This window comes from uncultured Polaribacter sp., assembly GCF_947495205.1.
Classification (GTDB): domain Bacteria; phylum Bacteroidota; class Bacteroidia; order Flavobacteriales; family Flavobacteriaceae; genus Polaribacter.
This window is the reverse complement of record NZ_CANLXV010000008.1, coordinates 93,708-111,245: the sequence shown is the minus strand read 5'-3', so window position 1 is coordinate 111,245 and position 17,538 is coordinate 93,708. Positions and strand designations below refer to the sequence as shown.

16 protein-coding genes are annotated in these 17,538 nt (G+C 29.7%); 6 read left to right on the top strand and 10 right to left on the bottom strand.

Annotated elements, in window-relative coordinates; genetic code table 11:
- Positions 1-52: 52 nt before the first annotated feature.
- The 8 genes from Q0762_RS09440 to Q0762_RS09405 form a co-directional block, all read right to left on the bottom strand.
- A complete protein-coding gene (locus Q0762_RS09440) occupies positions 53-850 on the bottom strand; it encodes an HAD family hydrolase (protein WP_298766328.1) in 798 nt (265 codons plus the stop codon).
- A complete protein-coding gene (locus tag Q0762_RS09435) occupies positions 851-1,882 on the bottom strand; it encodes a LacI family DNA-binding transcriptional regulator (protein ID WP_298766326.1) in 1,032 nt (343 codons plus the stop codon).
- A gap of 57 nt (positions 1,883-1,939) precedes the next feature.
- On the bottom strand, positions 1,940-3,319 hold the full coding sequence (locus Q0762_RS09430; RefSeq protein WP_298766324.1) for a mannosyltransferase: 1,380 nt from the start codon (positions 3,317-3,319) through the stop codon (positions 1,940-1,942).
- Complete coding sequence (locus Q0762_RS09425; protein ID WP_298766323.1) at positions 3,319-4,809, bottom strand: cellulose synthase family protein; 1,491 nt, start codon at positions 4,807-4,809, stop codon at positions 3,319-3,321. The genes Q0762_RS09430 and Q0762_RS09425 overlap by 1 nt, the downstream gene beginning before the upstream one ends.
- Positions 4,809-5,501 (bottom strand): glycosyltransferase family 2 protein, encoded by a 693-nt coding sequence (locus Q0762_RS09420; protein ID WP_298766321.1) that lies wholly within the window; start codon positions 5,499-5,501, stop codon positions 4,809-4,811. The genes Q0762_RS09425 and Q0762_RS09420 overlap by 1 nt, the downstream gene beginning before the upstream one ends.
- A complete protein-coding gene (locus Q0762_RS09415; RefSeq protein ID WP_298766319.1) occupies positions 5,502-5,990 on the bottom strand; it encodes a hypothetical protein in 489 nt (162 codons plus the stop codon).
- 88 nt (positions 5,991-6,078) lie between these two features.
- Complete coding sequence (locus Q0762_RS09410; RefSeq protein WP_298766317.1) at positions 6,079-7,701, bottom strand: 4Fe-4S dicluster domain-containing protein; 1,623 nt, start codon at positions 7,699-7,701, stop codon at positions 6,079-6,081.
- Between the two features lie 38 nt (positions 7,702-7,739).
- Positions 7,740-9,089: an FAD/NAD(P)-binding oxidoreductase gene (locus tag Q0762_RS09405; RefSeq protein ID WP_298766315.1), complete on the bottom strand. Its 1,350-nt coding sequence runs from the start codon at positions 9,087-9,089 to the stop codon at positions 7,740-7,742.
- A 172-nt stretch (positions 9,090-9,261) separates the two neighbouring features.
- Between Q0762_RS09405 and Q0762_RS09400 the strand changes: the two genes are divergently transcribed.
- The 6 genes from Q0762_RS09400 to Q0762_RS09375 all read left to right on the top strand — a co-directional run bounded on the left by Q0762_RS09400 (position 9,262) and on the right by Q0762_RS09375 (position 15,698).
- Positions 9,262-10,164: a hypothetical protein gene (locus Q0762_RS09400; RefSeq protein ID WP_298766313.1), complete on the top strand. Its 903-nt coding sequence runs from the start codon at positions 9,262-9,264 to the stop codon at positions 10,162-10,164.
- A gap of 24 nt (positions 10,165-10,188) precedes the next feature.
- The gene (locus Q0762_RS09395; protein ID WP_298766311.1) at positions 10,189-11,190 is read left to right on the top strand and encodes a glycoside hydrolase; all 1,002 of its coding nucleotides are present in this window, start codon (positions 10,189-10,191) and stop codon (positions 11,188-11,190) included.
- 76 nt (positions 11,191-11,266) lie between these two features.
- Positions 11,267-12,100, top strand: coding sequence for a universal stress protein (locus tag Q0762_RS09390; protein WP_298766309.1), 834 nt, complete (start codon positions 11,267-11,269; stop codon positions 12,098-12,100).
- An 8-nt stretch (positions 12,101-12,108) separates the two neighbouring features.
- Positions 12,109-13,509 (top strand): hypothetical protein, encoded by a 1,401-nt coding sequence (locus Q0762_RS09385; RefSeq protein ID WP_298766307.1) that lies wholly within the window; start codon positions 12,109-12,111, stop codon positions 13,507-13,509.
- A gap of 9 nt (positions 13,510-13,518) precedes the next feature.
- Positions 13,519-14,787 (top strand): outer membrane protein assembly factor, encoded by a 1,269-nt coding sequence (locus Q0762_RS09380; protein WP_298766306.1) that lies wholly within the window; start codon positions 13,519-13,521, stop codon positions 14,785-14,787.
- Between the two features lie 182 nt (positions 14,788-14,969).
- Positions 14,970-15,698, top strand: coding sequence for a metallophosphoesterase family protein (locus Q0762_RS09375; protein ID WP_298766304.1), 729 nt, complete (start codon positions 14,970-14,972; stop codon positions 15,696-15,698).
- A gap of 109 nt (positions 15,699-15,807) precedes the next feature.
- Here Q0762_RS09375 and Q0762_RS09370 read toward each other — a convergent pair whose 3' ends face one another.
- Together Q0762_RS09370 and Q0762_RS09365 are read right to left on the bottom strand one after the other, a co-directional pair.
- Positions 15,808-16,695, bottom strand: coding sequence for a sterol desaturase family protein (locus Q0762_RS09370; protein WP_298766302.1), 888 nt, complete (start codon positions 16,693-16,695; stop codon positions 15,808-15,810).
- Positions 16,696-16,699: 4 nt separating this feature from the next.
- A complete protein-coding gene (locus Q0762_RS09365; RefSeq protein ID WP_298766300.1) occupies positions 16,700-17,515 on the bottom strand; it encodes a purine-nucleoside phosphorylase in 816 nt (271 codons plus the stop codon).
- Between the last annotated feature and the right edge of the window lie 23 nt (positions 17,516-17,538).

The following is a 17,538-nucleotide window of genomic DNA, read 5'->3' as shown; positions in this document are numbered from 1 at the left end:
GTGGTAAGATTAGTGAATTTAATATGCTATAAGATTTCACAAAACCTGCAACTTAAACTAGTTTCTCTAAGATACTTTCTACACCAAATTCATTATTACTTTTGGTAGTATATTTTGCAATTTTTTTAATGTCTTTATGTGCATTTTCCATGGCAAAACTAAAGTCAGCTTCTTGCATCATTTCTATGTCATTATGGTAGTCTCCAAAAACCATGGTTTCTGTTTTGCCAATATTTAGTATTTTTTGTATTTCTTTTAAGGCATTACCTTTATTTGCCTTTTCTGTAGATATATCTAACCAATTGGTACCTGATATTTTTATTAAAATTTCTTTAGAAAACTTTGCTACAACAGGATAAATATATTCTTCCGAAGATTTAAAATGATAAATAGCAATCTTAAAAACAGGTGTTTTTTCAGCAATTTCTAAAAGATTTTCTACTTGCTTAAAGCTGGTGTAATATTCTTGAAAAAGTGTTGTAAACTCAGGATCTTTACTTTCAATATAAGCGTTATTGTTGCAGCATAATACTATGTTAGCACCTTTTATTTTTCTTAAAACAGGAATTAATTCCAATACTTTTTTGGGGTTTAAAAAGTTGGCGAGTAAAGTTTCGTCTCCTTTTTTTGCAATACCACCATTTTCTGCAATTACAAAAATATCATTTTTAATAGGTGCTAATTTGTCTATAATGCTGTTGTGTTGTCTTCCGCTTGCGGCACAAAAAGTAATGTTTTTGTCTTGTAGTTTTTTAAAGAGTGTAAAAAAGCGATCGCTAATTTGGTTTTTAGAGTTTAGTAATGTTCCATCCATATCAGAAACAACCAACTTTATTTTTTCTAAATTCATTTATAAAGATTTTTTTGTAGAATTACGTTCCACTAAATCTGTTTTAATAATAATGGTTTGGTTTTCTATGGTTTCTTTACTTTTATGCTCTAACCTGTCAATTAAAAGTTTGGCTGCTGTTGCACCCATTTTTTCTCCGTGTTGACTTACTGAAGTCATTTTTGGGCTAGAGTGCCTTGCTAAAATTCCGTTTGAAAAGGAAACTACAGCGAAATTTTCTGGTATTTTATGACCTTGTTTTTGTGCAACTTTCATAGCAGCTATTGCAGAAGATTCATCTGTTGCAATAACGGCATCAATTTTATTAGCCTTAAAAATGGGTGTTAAAATACTTTCGTAATTTTTGTAATCGTTATCTAAAATATTTACAATTAAGTTGTTGTTAATTGGTAGGTTTGCTTTCTCTAAACCTTTTAAATAACCTTGATGCCTTTTTTTACCTACTTTTAAGTTGCTAATTGTAGAAATAAAAGCAATATTTTTACTACCAGATTTTACTAAATATTTTACGGTTTTAGCCGCGCCTTTAAAATCATCGGTTACAACTTTGTCACATTGTATAGCTTCTGCTACCCTATCAAACATTACAATTGGTGTACCGTTTGCCATAACGTCTTCAAAATGACTAAAATCGTTTTTAAGCACACTTTCTTCAGCTAAAGACAATAAAAAACCATCAATACTTCCATTAGAAAGCATTTCTATAGTTTCTACCTCCTTCTTATAAGATTCGTTAGAAATACAAGAAATTATTTTGTAACCTCTTTTGTTTGCTACCTTTTCTACACCGTTAAAAACTTGGGCGAAAAAATAATTTAACATGCTAGGAATAATAATTCCAATAGTTTTTGTTTTTCTGTTTTTTAAACTTAGGGCATTAAAATTGGGCTTGTAATTGTTTTCTTTAGCGTATTTCTGTATTTTTTCTTTTGTACTTACACTAATTTCATAACTGTCGTTAAGAGCTTTGGAAACCGTAGAAATAGAAACACCAAACTCTTTTGCGATGTCTTTTATGGTAAGTCTTTTCATGAGGTCAGTTGGCTTTTAGTTTACTAAAATACAAAAATCTCAATATATAAATTCTTATTAAAGCTTTTTTTGAATTTTATTTAAAGAATAGTTAGCGTAGATTTCATAGCCTAAAAAAGAGAAGAGTAATATGTATTCTAAAAACACAAATGCTAAGTTTTCTTTCCAAGGATTATTGGCGTAAGCTTGGTAAGATAAAATAATAACCAAAGACCAAACTAAGGGAAATTTATATTTTGTAAATACACTTAATATTAAAGGAGTTGCCAAATACCAAGGGTGCACAGTTGTGGCTGTAAAATAATAAAAGCATAAGCCAAATAACATTGCAGTTATTACAGAAATTGTTGTGATGTTTTTTCTGAAAAAAGTAAGGAAAATTAAGAATAGTATGGTTAAAATTGGTGAAATTTTGCCAATGATTGCAATTTCATTATAACCTCTAAACCAATACCCAATTTCTCTAAAAATATAGTAAAAACTAGCGTTAAATTCAAAATTTCTAAACCATAAACCAACAGAGTTAGCATAATTTGCAATTAGTTCTTGCGAGTAAAATGGTAAAAAGAGTAGAAGTGTAGTTCCTATAATTATAACATAAAATAAACTTAAATTTTTAATTCCTTTAAAAGTAGGTAACCATTTTTTTGAACTTTTATGTTGATTAAAATATTGATAAAATAAAGGTAAAAACAAAAGTGGAATTAGTTTAACTGAAACCGAAAAAGCGATTAAGATGCCTGCAAAAATCCATTTTTGTAGATGCAATTGGTAAAGACCCCAAACTAAGAAAAATAGCATTACAGGTTCAAAATGTAAATTCCCCGTCATTTCTATAATAATAAAGGGGTTTAAAATGTACCAAAATATATTTTTTATTGGTAGATTTAGTTTTTCTAAAAGTTTTTTCCCAAAGTATAAAATACCAAGATCTGCTAATATTATTAATATTCTTAAAACAATTACAGCGCCTAAAATATTTTTTTGGGCAAACAACGCTGCAATAAAAAAGCAAAGTTGATTTAATGGTGGATAGTTGGTATAATGGCTTCCGTTTAATTTTCCCATTCCATCATACAAAACGCTAGCTTCTGCAACAGGTTTTAAGTTTTGCTGAATAAAGGTTTCTGGTAAAGATAAATAAGGATTTAATCCATTTAAAAGCATTCTTCCATCCCAAATAAAACGGTAAAAATCTTGTGATAAATTAGGTATGGAAAATAGAAAAAGCAGTCTAAATAATACAGCAATTGCTACTAAGGTTTTAAATGATGTTTTTTTGTTTTTTATCAACACATAAAAACACCCAAATAAAGAAAACCACAAGAAGCATAAGGTGTAAAAATGAGTTCTATCTAAAAAGTGCGCAAAGAAAAAATACAGAATTACACTAAAAGTTACTGCTAATACTGAACTATATTTTTTTAAAAAAACCATTAAGCTTTAGAAAAAACCGACTTTACAAACACATAGCTAAATCCTATAAAAAGCATAAAGTGAAACGGGAATAAACCAAAATCTCCACCTTGGTCACCTACTATAAAAGCACTGTACATTCCAAAAATAAAATAGATGGCTAACAGGCCTTCTAAAACTACGTGTATAGAAGGTTTTTTCTTTATGTATTTGTTGTTTTTCCAACCATCTTTAATAGATTTTATATTAAATTTTGGCGTTCTTACAAATTCACTTTTCTTACCAAAATGCCCCTCTAAAACAGCAATGGTATTGTGTAAAGAAAACCCCATAGCAATAGAGAAAAATGTAAAAAATGCACCAATATACTTCATAAAGTTTTTAAAGCCTCCTCCATAAATATTTTTATACATATGCCAATAGCAAATAAAGAATATTAAAGAGCTAATAACGAAAAAACTCATTACAAAAAAATACATTTTTAAGTGTGCATATTCATTTTTTATGTATAACATAGGTATGCTTAAAACAGCTACTAAAAAGATACAAGTAAACATAGAACTATTTAATAGATGCAGTAAACTGTGTATTTTTGTTTTTACAGAAACATTCTCATTTTTGATAACGCGTTTCATCATTTTTTGAAAATTTTCTGCACCACCTTTATTCCAACGAAATTGTTGTGATCTTGCAGCACTAATAATTACAGGCAATTCAGCAGGTGTTTCTACATTTTCTAAATACTTAAATTGCCATTTTTTTAGTTGTGCGCGGTAACTTAAATCTAAATCTTCTGTAAGTGTATCTCCTTCCCAGTTGCCAGCATCATAAATACATTCTTTACGCCAAATGCCTGCAGTACCATTAAAATTAATAAAATGTCCTTGACTATTTCTACCAACTTGCTCTAACGTAAAATGTGCGTCTAAAGCAAAAGCCTGTATTTTTGTAAGTGTAGAATAATTTCTGTTGATATGGCCCCACCTAGTTTGTACTACACCAATTTTATCATTTTTAAAATAAGGTACCGTTTTTTGTAGCCAGTCTTTCTGCGGTAAAAAGTCAGCATCAAAAATGGCAATAAATTCGCCTTTAGCAATTTTTAGACCTTCTTTTAAAGCACCTGCTTTAAAACCTTGTCTATTTGTTCTTCTAATATGGCTAATATCTATGCCTTTTTCTTGTATTTTTTTAATTTCTATAGCCGTAGTTTCAACAGATTCATCTGTAGAATCATCTAAAACTTGAATTTCTAATTTATCTTTAGGATATTCTAATTTCCCAATATTTTTAAGCAAGCGTTCCATTACATACAACTCGTTATAAACAGGTAATTGTATGGTTATAAATGGTATTTCCTTTGGATTAGAAAAATCAAATTTTTCTGAAGTATCTGTCTTGTTTTTTGATTTTATGTAATTGATGAGTAAGTTTAACTGCGCTATTGCATATAAAAAAATTAGCAAAAGCGAAACCGAATAAATTACAATGATGATGTATGATAAAATCATTATTTAAAGCTATATTTAAAAATCCAACTTAAGATTTTTATTCCGGCAAATATACTACCTTTTACTGTTCCTGAAACTTTTGAGACACCAATTCTATTTCTGTATTTCATAGGTATTTCTGTGTAAGTAAATTTATGTTTTAAAGCTTTTAATTGCATTTCTACCGTCCAACCGTAAGTTTTGTCTTCCATTTGTAGTGCTAAAAGTTTGTTGTATTTTATGGCTCTAAAAGGGCCTAAGTCTGTAAATTTAGCGTTAAAAAAAAGTTTCATTAAAAAGGTAGCCAACCAATTTCCAAAAATTTGTTGTGGTGTCATGGCACCAATTTCTCTTAATTCTTTAACACGTGCACCAATTACAAAATCTATATTTTTGTTAATAATTGGTGCTACTAATTCTTCGAGTTGTTCTGGGTAATCTGAATAATCGCCATCTAAAAAAACAACAATATCTGTTTTTGTTTCTTTTTGTGCAAGGTAATCCATCCCTTTTAAACAAGCATAGCCGTAGCCTTTTCTGTTTTCTGATAAAACAATAGCACCAGCATTTTTTGCATTTTGTTCTGTAAAATCTGTAGAGTTATTACTAACTACAATAATTTCTTCAACAAAATTAGGAATGTCATGTATAACATTGGCAATAGAATCTTGCTCGTTATAAGCAGGAATTATTACATTTATAATAGGTTTCATTTATCTTAATTCGTTTAGATTGTTATCTTCTTTAAATGAAGAAAAATCTTTCCACTCGTTTATTTTTACTCCTTTCTTGTATTTGGATGCTTTAACAAGTTTTCTTTTTTCATAGATTAAACAATAACCGTTTTTTTGATTTTTTTCTAATTGGCATTTATGGTTTATTTCACCATTGTTATCATAAAAAAGCCACCAATTTGTTTTGTAACCTTTTTTAAAGTGCCCTTCTTTTTCTATGGTTTTGTTTGGGCGGTAAAAGTACCAATATTTTGTGGGTAAATTGTTTTTAAACCATCCTTCTTTTTTAACGTTTCCGTTCTTGTGAAAAAATTCCCAATAATCAGTTTTTTCATTATTTAAAAGCCAACCTTGTTCTTTTATTTGACCACTATCGTAGTACGTTTTTTTGAATGTTTTTTGGGCAGATAAATTTGATGTTAGATAAAAAATAAGAATTATAAAATATAATTGTTTGAAATTTATCACTTTAAATTTTTGAGTTATAGAACTAATGGGATTCAATTTTAAAATTAGTTTTAAACCCTTCCTTTTTAGGAAGGGTATAGTGATAAGTTTATTTATTATTTACTAAGTCCATTAAGTTTACATCATTACCTAATAAAACATCTGTAGGATTAATTCTTCCTGCTTCTGGTCCATTTTCTAACTTTAAAACTCCTCTAGGGCAAACTGCAGAACAAACACCACAACCTACACAACTAGAACGTACAATGTTTTCTCCTTTTTGCGCATATGATCTAACATCTATACCTTGCTCACAATATGTAGAACAGTTTCCACAAGAAATACATTGGCCACCATTAGTGGTAATTCTGAAACGAGATTTAAAACGTTGAACTAAACCTAAATATGCAGCTAAAGGACAGCCAAATCTACACCAAACTCTGTTACCAAAAATTGGATAAAAGCCTGTACCAATTACACCAGCAAACCAAGCACCAATTAAAAAGCTGTAAGTATCTTTAATCCATTGCGATTTTATACCTAATAAAGATTCTGTTCCCGAGAAATAACAATATAATGTAACCAAAGTCATCACTAAAGAAAATACCAAAACAGAATGTATTAACCAACGTTCTAACTTCCATGCGTTTAAACTTTTATTAGAATGTTGTCTGTAAGGGTCTCCTAAAGTTTCTGCTAAACCACCACAACCACAAACCCAAGAACAATACCATCTTTTTCCGAAGAAATAAACCATTACTGGCACTATTATTAAGGTTAAAACAATACCCCAAACTAAAATAAATATTCCTATACCACCACTGCTTTTAAGGCTTTCTATATTCCAATCAAAAAAGAAGTCATAATCTAAAGGAAATGCATTTTTAAAATCGTAACCAGGCATATTTAAGCTAGTCATAATTTCTGGTATTAAAAAAGCAAAAACTATTTGAAAGAACAAAACCGAAATTGTTCTAACAATTTGGTATTTGTTATGTCTGTATTTAATAAACATTCTAACACCCATAGTTAGCATAATTGTACAATATAAAAAACCGTATACGAACCATTGAGATGCTGGCCCGCCATTTAAAGCTTTACTAATTGGATCTAAAATAAACGTCCAGTTTACAGCATAATCTGCCATAAAATAAAGTACTAGATAAAAAGTAACTAAGTAAACTAAAACCAACCAAGCAATCCAACCTCTATTGGTTGCAGATTCTAAGTAAATTCCATCGTTTTTTATACCTGGTTTTCCTAGTAAAACCAAGTTAGGAATTATAAATAATAAGGCACCAATAATACCCAGGCCAAATGTTAAAAACCAAAGTAAACCTGCATTTTCTCTAACAAAACCACTTCCTGCTTTTTTTGCAATTTCGTAACTTAATGTATGTGGTTTTCCATTTATTTTGTACTGGTATTGTTCACCTTTTTTATCCCAATTTTTTTCAGCATCGTATTTTGCAATTAGTTTATCGTAATGGTTATTTGCGTTGGCAAATGCATTTCTAGCTTTTTTAGAAAACTGAAAAATGTTTAGTGATTCTGTTGTAACTATGGCTTTAGAAAGTTCTTCTTTTATAACTTCATTTTTATAGCCTTTTTCTGTAATATAATTATCTAATTCTTGCTGTGTAAAAGAAAAATTACCTGTAAATATGGTTCCTGTAAATAGGGTTAATCCTAGTAAAAAGATAACTAATCCTGTATGTTTTATAATTTTCAAAATATGTGTATTTTATTTAATTTGACTGCGTTGTGGTATTAAGCTTTAGAAAAAATACGTTTCCAACTTTTCTTTTTTGATTGAATATTGGTATTGTTTTCCTTATTGAATTTTGCAACAATTTCACCTTCATGTAGTTTGTAGAATTCTGGATCAAAATTTGCATCTGCCAAGTGTTCTAAAACATGTTCTATAGATTGGTTTTCAGTTAACCACTTGTCAAATATTTCATGGCGCATTCGAATGCCAAAAGTATTTATACCAATAAATTTACGGCTATTTTTATCAAAAGAAATTGTAATACATTTGTAGTCTTTTGGGTGTTGCCATTGAAAATAAATTTCATTTTCTGCTTTGCCTTTTTCACTAAATACCCAACCATAAGTTTGGTATTCTATATCTAAAAACTTGGCAGAATTAAACCAGTGTCCTGGTTTATATGCTGTTTTATTACCACAAATAGTTTGGGCTAATGTTTCTCCCATCATTCTACCTGTATACCAAACGGCTTCTATATTTCTTCTTCTTCCAATAGCTTCATGTTGTTCTGCACAATCACCTATGGCAAAAATATCTGGGATGTTAGTTTCTAAAAATCGATTTACTTTTACACCTCGACCAAGCTCAATATTAGATGATTTTAGAAAATCTATATTTGGAGAAACTCCAGCAGTTAAACCAACTACATTACAAGGAATCTCTTCTCCAGTTTCCTCAATTACTATTGATTTTACGCGTCCTTTATCATCTGCTTTAATCTCTTTTAAATTTGTGCCTAAACGTAAATCTATATGATGATCTTTAATATGTTTGTTAATCATTTCAGATTCTTGAGCAGGTAAAACACCATTCCAAAAACTGCTTTCTCTAACTAAAAAAGTAACGGGTATATTTCTACTTCTTAGCATTTCTGCTAATTCAATACCAATTAAACCTCCACCAACAATTACAGCTCTATTACATGCTTTATTATTTGGTGCAAATTTCTCTAAATTTTGCAAATCTTGTTTATGATACATACCCATAACACCATCTAAATCTTGCCCTGGCCAACCAAATTTATTGGGCTTAGAACCTGTTGCTATAATTAATTTGTCAAATGAAAGGGTTTCTTTGTTAGAAAACTGTAATACTTTATTTTTTGTATCTACTTCACTTACAAAACCTTGTTTTAGTTCTATTTTGTTTTTTTTCCAAAACCAATTTTCATAAGGTTGTGTATGTTCAAATTTCATATGCCCCATATAAATATACATGAGTGCTGTTCTGGAGAAAAAGTATGCTGTTTCTGTAGATACTATAGTTATTCTTTTATCTGAGTTTTTTCTAATATGTCTTGCTGCGGTAACGCCAGAAATTCCATTACCAATAATTACGATATGTTCCATAGGTGATTGATTATTGACCAATAAGTCGAAGGTAAAGTTAATAACTTAATAATTAATTTTTAATTCAATGTCATTTAGAATCGTTATAAATAAAATTTATTCAAATTTTTTGTAAGTTCGTTTATCTTGGGAAGACTTAGATGAAAAATTAATAATAACAAATCAATTAATCATGAGAAATATAATTTCAAAAGTAATTTATGTATCAATTCTTGTTTTAAGTTTTACAGCTGTAGCTCAAGACAATAATCAAGAAGATGATAATTCTGGAGCCAGTAATATTCAAATTTTTACACCTTCTAAATTAATGGCTAAAGGTCAATGGGATGTTAAATTCTTTAATAATTTATACACAGAAACTAAAGATTTATTTGGTCCAAATGGAACAAAGCAAGACATACCAAGAGGTAACTTTTTTACATCTACACTAGATATTTTTACAGGAGTTTCTGATAGTGATCGTTTAAATATAGGTCTTTTATTAGAGTATAGATCTAATACGGTTGGTGGGCAAAGTGCAACATCTGTATTCAGTTTTGCAGACAACAATCAAGCAAGAAATGGTTTATCTTCTTTTGCACCAGCTTTAAAATGGCAACCACTAAAAGGTGTTGGTAATTTTTCTGTACAATCTGCCTTTCATATACCAATTATTAGTGAAGAAACAGATGTAAACGGTGTATTTTTAGATCAAACAGCATATACCTTTCAAAATAGATTCTTTTATGATTACACATTGCCAAGTGGCGATTGGCAGTTGTTTACAGAGTTAAATACAGAATATAATTTTGGTGAAGAAGAAAGTTTTGCAAATGATACGTTTGTTTTAGCACCAGGAATTTTTATGAGTTATTTTCCTAGTAGCAAATCTACAATATTAGGTTTTGTACAACATTTTCAGCGTATAGGTTTAAATGATGAAGCCTTTGAGCAAGATTTTACAAGTTTAGGACTTGGTGCAAAATATCAATTAACAGATGTATACAATTTAGAGGTTTTATATAGTAAATTTATTAGAGGAACAGCAACTGGTTTAGGACAAAGTTTTAACATTGGTTTAAGAGCCTTGTTTTAGGAAAGGAATTAATTTAGAGGTCTTATGAAAATAAATAAAGGCCTCTTATTTTTTTTAGTAACTCTTTGCATTTCTTGTAAAAGCCAAACTAAAAAAATTAATGGTATTAGTTTTGTTGCGTCTAGAGATTCTATAAATACAAAACATATTACACCAGTTTTAAAGGCACAAAGCAATTATGTTGCTTTGATGCCTTATAGTTATATTAGAGATATAGCAACACCCAAAATAGAATTTAATACGCATAGAGAATGGTTTGGCGAAACCGAAAACGGGTTGTTACAATATGCCAAAGAGTTTCAAAAAGCAGGTGTAAAAATTATGGTAAAACCTCACTTGTGGTTAAGAAGAGGTGGTTTTACTGGAAATTTAAAGCCAACCACAGAAGAAAATTGGCAGCTTTTAGAAAAATCTTACAAGAAATATATTTTAACGTATGCCAAAGTTGCCTCAGATTTAGATGCAGCAATTTTGTGTATTGGCACAGAATTAGAACAATTTGTAAAAGAAAGACCATTGTATTGGCAAAATTTAATCAAAGAAATTCGTGCCATTTATAAAGGCAAACTTACCTATGCTGCTAATTGGGACGAGTATAAAAGAGTAACTTTTTGGAACCAATTAGATTTTATTGGAATTGATGCTTATTTTCCTTTAAGCGATAAAAAATCGCCAACAATAAAAGATTATGAAATAGGTTGGCAAACGCACAAAAAAGAAATTAAACGCATTCAGCAAAAATTTAAGAAACCCATTTTATTTACAGAATTTGGGTATAGAAGTATCAATTTTAATGGAAAAGAACCTTGGCAAGCACATAGAAAGCAAGGCGAAATAAATTTACAAGCCCAAAGTGATGCTTTACAAGCAATACACAACCAATTTTGGCAAGAAGATTGGTTTGCAGGCGGTTTTATATGGAAATGGTTTCATAGGCACGATAAAGTTGGTGGCGAAAATAATAATAGGTTTACACCACAAAATAAACCTGCAGAAAAATTACTACAACAATTATACAGCCAATAAATAAAACATGACAAATGTCCTGTTTTTAGATTAAAATTAAAGGTAGTTTTGAAAAGAACTAAAAACATAAATTATCATGAAAAAAATTATTGTACCTATAGATTTTTCTAAACATTCAGAAAATGCCTTAAAAACAGCTGCACTTTTAGCAAAAAAATCAAACGCAACACTAATTGTATTGCATATGTTAAATTTGCAGGAAATAAGCCTTTCAGAAAGCCCAAGTTATCAGCAAGAAAAATCAGTTTTTTATTTAAAACTGGCAGAACAAAAAATTGAAAAATTTTTAGACAAACCTTATTTAGAAAATATAAAAGTTACGCCTTTAATTAAACACTATAAAGTCTTTAATGAAATTAACACTATAGCTACAGAAATTAAGGCAGATCTTATTGTTATGGGCTCTCATGGAGCAACAGGACTTAAAGAGTTTTTTATAGGTTCTAACACAGAAAAAGTAATTCGTTCTTCAGAAATACCAATTTTAGTAATTAAAAATCAATTGGTAGATGTTAATTTTAAAAATATTGTTTTTGCAACAGATTTTTCAGAAAAATCAATACCAGCTTTTAAACAATTACTTGCTTTATTAACGTTTTTTAATGCTAAAAAACACCTATTATATGTAAATTTGCCAAACGAAAGCTTTAAAACAACTGCAGAGATGGATGCCTTGGCTCATAATTTTTTAACAAAAGCAGAGGGCAATACAGACCGCTTAATTAACGTTAACTTTGTCTGTGCAAGATCTATAGAAAGTGGTATTTTAGATTTTTCAAATGTTGTGGGTGCAGATTTAATTATTACCACAACACATGGTAGAAAAGGTTTGTCTCATATTTTTTCTGGAAGTATCTCAGAAGATTTATCCAACCATTCCTCTTTACCTTTTATGACTGTTAAACGTTAAAATTATAAATGAAAATAAAACAATTGTTTCTTTTTTTGGTTTCTATAGTTATACTATCAGCTTGCTCGCAAGATGACGATGTTACTGTAGCAAGAAATTTGCAAGAATTTATAGATCAAAACGCAAATGTAAAAGAAGCAGGAGTTATTGCTTGCGCAGCTAATGCAAATGCAAATACCAATTTGGTGCATATTTTTTATTATCCAGAAGATGGGGCTACAAATGTGAGGTATTACGAGTTAACATCACCAGAATTAGATAAAAACAATTTTTCTAATTATAGAAGGCAAAGTTTAAATAGCGAATCTGTTTTTGGCGGTAAATTAGCAAGATTTGTACGTCCTAGTGCTGTGGAATCTTGGTGTTTAGTAACCTATTTTGTTGCCGGACAATTAAGAATTTCTGAGCCAATAAAATTACAAAGTCAAAGTAAAACAACAGAATATACCAGCGCAGTTGATATTGCTTATAAAAGTATTACAGAACCTAATTTTACTTGGCAAGATGGCAGCATAGATGAAAATATTATTTATTTTCAAGTAATATCAGATGAAGAAAATAATTTTATTTCTGGTACATATACAGAAGATAAGTTTTTTCAATATTACGATACTTCTAATGTTGTCTTAAACATTAATACAGAAACACCCCAAGCGCTAGAAGAAGATGATATATATAACTTTACCATGATGGGTGTTAGTAAAGATAATTGGGTGAATTTAATTATAGAAGAAGAATTTATACCAAGAAATTTACAAGAATTTGTAAATACAAATACAGACAAAGAGCTGGCAGACGTTCTTGCGTTTGGTGCCTCAGCAAACGGTAATCCTGCTGTTACGCAAATATATTATCAACCTGTAGAAAATGCATTTGATTTTAGGTATTATGAAACAGAAAATACCTTGGCAGATCCAACAGATTTCTCTAATTACAGAAGAAAAAACTTAAATAGTACAGTTGTTTTAGGTAATGAGTTTAGACGATTTACCAATAATTCTTCAGATGAAGTTTGGTGTTTAGTAACTTATTCAACAGAAGATAAATTATACATTTCTAAACCTATTAAAACCAAGAATTTAAGTAAACCAACAGACTGGACCACCGAAATTGATATAAATACAACAGAAAGGTTACAACCAAAATTTACTTGGGCAGATGGTACGTTTGCAGAAAACCAAAAGTACCTTCAAATTTTTACAACAGATCCCAATATTTTATTGTCAGGCACATTTACAGAAGAAAAAATGTTTCAATATTATAATGAGAATAATATTATTGGAAATAAAATTCATACAGAAACGCCGCCTAATTTAATTCTAGATCAAGAATACCAAATTTCCTTATTTGGTTTAAGTACAGATAATTGGGTAAATTTAATTATTCAACATACCTTTATCGCAGAGTAATATTTTTCAATGAAAACAAAATTATTTTTCTTTTACAGTTTATTTTCAATAAGTATTTTTTTTGCTCAGCATAAAAAAATTGGGAAACTTACCATAAGTGGCGCAGAAAAAATAAAGATAGATTACCTAAAAAAAATACTAACCTGTAAAGAAGGCACAATTTTAGATTCTATACTTTTAAAAGAAGATGTTACCTTTTTAAAACGATTACCTGCCATTAGAAATGCTACATTTAAAGTTTTTGATAATGTCAAAAATTACAATGTAGAAATTCTGTTAGAAGAAAACTTTACAATTATACCAGAATTTAATTTCTGGACAACCACTAATCAACAATTTGCATATAAAGTTGGTTTATATGACTATAATTTTCTTGGAAGAAACATCACTTTTGGTGGTTTTTATCAAAAAAATGCCTTCAATTCGTACGGATTAAATTTTAACGCACCCAGTTTTTTTTCTAAGAAATGGGGTTTAGCTTTAAACTTTTTAGACTGGAAAAGTAAAGAGCCATTGTATATAGAAAACGGTACAGCTAATTATTTATATAACAATGTATCTTATGAGGTTTTAGGATTGTATCAAATCAATTTAAAACAAAATTTAGATTTTGGAATTAATTTTTTCTCAGAAAAGTACCGTTATTTAACAGGAGCTACCAGCCCTAATATACCACAAAATTTAAATTTAGATAAAACACTTTTAAAGTTGGTCTATTCTTACAACAACTTAAATTATTTCTATCAATACGTTAGCGGATTTAAAAGTACACTTTACGCGCAATATGTATTTACAGAAAATAATTTTCAAGATGAATTTCTAATTGCTTGGAACGATTTTTTCTATTACAAAAGAGTCGGCAAAAAAGGAAACTGGGCCAACAGAGTCCGTTTAGGTTTGGCCTCTAATGATGATACACCTTTTGCGCCATTTGCCTTAGATAATAACGTAAACCTACGTGGTGTTGGTATTTTAATAGACAGGGGCACAGGCACTTTTGTCTTAAATACAGAATACAGACACACCGTTTACGATAAAAAATGGCTTGCCATACAAACCAATATTTTTACAGATTTTGGCTCTTGGAGAAATCCAGGAGGCCAATTAAATGATATACTAAAATCAGAAAATCTCAGAATTTTTTCTGGCTTTGGACTTCGTTTCATTAGTAAAAAAATCTACAATGCCACCTTTAGAATAGATTATGGTTTTAAGGTATTAGATAAAAATAACAATGCAAACGGAGGTATTGTTTTTGGAGTAGGCCAATACTTTTAATTAAAATTTTATTTGGGCGTTTTAACGGGCTATCACTACTCGCTTTTTTTCTGAAAAAGAAAAAAGAGCTCAAACAAACCGTTCTATCCCTAACGCAAACGCTTATTTATTCACAAATAGTGCTACAAATTATTTTTTGTCTCTTTAAAAACATATAGCTTTGTTCTCTTAAAAATACTATAATGAGAACATTTGCAATTGGCGACATTCATGGAGGTTTAAAAGCACTCTTACAAGTTTTAAACCAAATAGAAGTTACAGAAAAAGATACGCTAATTTTTATGGGAGACTATGTAGATGGTTGGAGTGAGTCTGCACAAGTTATTCAATTTTTAATAGATTTATCAGAAAAAATAAACTGTGTTTTTATTAAAGGAAATCATGATGTTTGGTGCGAAAATTGGTTAAAAGATGCCAATGATGTAAACCCAACTTGGTTTATGCATGGTGGTAAAGAAACCATAGAGAGTTATGGTAGTTTTTCTACAGCAGAGAAACAGAAACACCTTACTTTTTTTCAAAACACAAAAATGTATTTTTTAGATGCTAAAAACAGACTGTTTTTACATGCAGGTTTTACCTCTATGCATGGTGTAGAAAAAGAAACCTACACACATAAATTTTGTACAGATAGAACGTTGTGGGAAATGGCTTTAGTAATGGATAAAAACATAGATTCAACTTACCAAACTTATCCTAAAAGACTAAGACATTATAAAGAAATTTATATAGGTCATACACCAACTACAAACTTTGGCGAAACAGAACCTATGAATGCAGCAAATATTTGGAATGTAGATACAGGCGCCGCTTTTAAAGGAAAAATTACAGCTATGAATATAGATACAAAAGCATATTTTCAAAGTGCCAACTTACCAGATTTATATCCCAATGAAAAAGGGAGAAATTAATGCCTATTTTGCTATTTGAATAACAATAAAGTAGTAAAGGCAACAAATAGTTACACTTCTTTAAAACGGCTAAGAATTATCAGAAATTTAGCGATTACCGTATATTAAGTTACTTTTTTTTACTAAAAGGATACAATTCTTGTTGTATAAAATCTTTAGGAAATTCAGCATCATCGCTAAAACCCAATTCTATATCTCTACCAGAATAAGGTATATAATTGGTTTTAAATAAATAATCCCAAACACTTAAAGTAATTCCAAAATTTACGCCTTTTTTACGGTCTTTTGGTAGCTCTTTGGCATGATGCCAAATGTGCATTTTAGGATTGTTAAAAATATATTTTAACCAACCATAATCCCAATTAATATTCGCATGATTTAAGTGGCCAATAGTAATATTAAAAAAATGTACAAAGGCTACATCTTTTGCAGAAAAACCTCCAATTATAGCTAACGGTATGTATTTTAAAGAATTATAAACTACAGGTTCCATCCAATGATAACGCAAGTGTGCAGCAAACCCCATTTCTTTTACAGAGTGGTGTACTTTGTGAAAATTCCATAAAAAAGTATAATTATGCAGTAATCTGTGAGTCCACCATTGTGTAAAATCTAACACAATAAAAAAGATAAATATTCTTAAAGGAAAAGAAAGTTCGTTTAACGCAATTAGCTGAAAACTACTAATAGATAAGCCAACCAAACCTAATACATCATTAAAAATAGCAGCTGCAGAATTAGATAGAGCAATGAGCACAATTAAATTCAACAAAAAGAAATTAAAAAACATATAAAATGTGTCTAGCCAAAAATCTTTTCGAAACCAAGATTGGTTTTTGCGCCAAGGAAAAACAATTTCTAAACCCCAAACCACAAAAGAAATTATAATTAAACCATAAAAATAATTCTCCCAATTCAGTTCTAATAAAACCGAGTTTTTGAGATAATTCCAGTAATCGGTATAGGAATTTCTTATAATTTCTAAATATTTATTCATCTTTTTATAAAACTTTTATCACTTCTTTAAAAAGGGCAATCATCTTAGGTTCTGCAGCACCAGCAATCGCTATAATTTCTGCAATATCTACAGGTTGTAAATTTTTAGGATCACATTCATCTGTTAAAACAGAAATAGCAGCACAAGGCAAGTTTAATTGTTTGGCTACAATAACTTCTGGCACAGTGCTCATACCAACAGCATCTGTTTCTAATATTTGTAACATTCTATATTCTGCCCTAGTTTCTAATTGTGGACCTAAAACACTTGCATAAACACCATTGTGTAATTTTATGTTTTGCGCTTTAGCTATGGTGTTTAATTTTGCGTTTATTGTTTTGGAGTAAGGCTCTAACATATCTGCAAAAATATTACCAAAAGTATTGGCTCCATTAAAAGCAAGCGGAGAAGTACCTTGTAAATTGATATGATCTTCAATTAACATTAAATCTCCTTTTGTATAATTTAAATTAATGGCACCTGCAGCATTAGAAATTAATAAATTTTTAATGCCTAAACCATGCATTGTTCTTATGCCATAGGTAACTTGCCAAGCATTGTAACCTTCGTACAAATGAAAACGACCAGACATTACAACAACCGTTTTACCAGACAATTCTCCATAAATTAATTTACCAGAATGAAACTCTACAGTTGCTGTTGGGAAATTTGGAATCTCCTTGTACGGAATTTCTTTTTTAATAGCTATTTCATCTACTAGTTTTCCTAAGCCTGTTCCTAAAACAATACCAATTTCAGGGTTTAAAATTCCTTTTAATTTTAAAAAGTCTATTGTTTCTTGTAATTGTTTTTGTTTCATTTTGTAGTAAAGAAAGGTTGCAA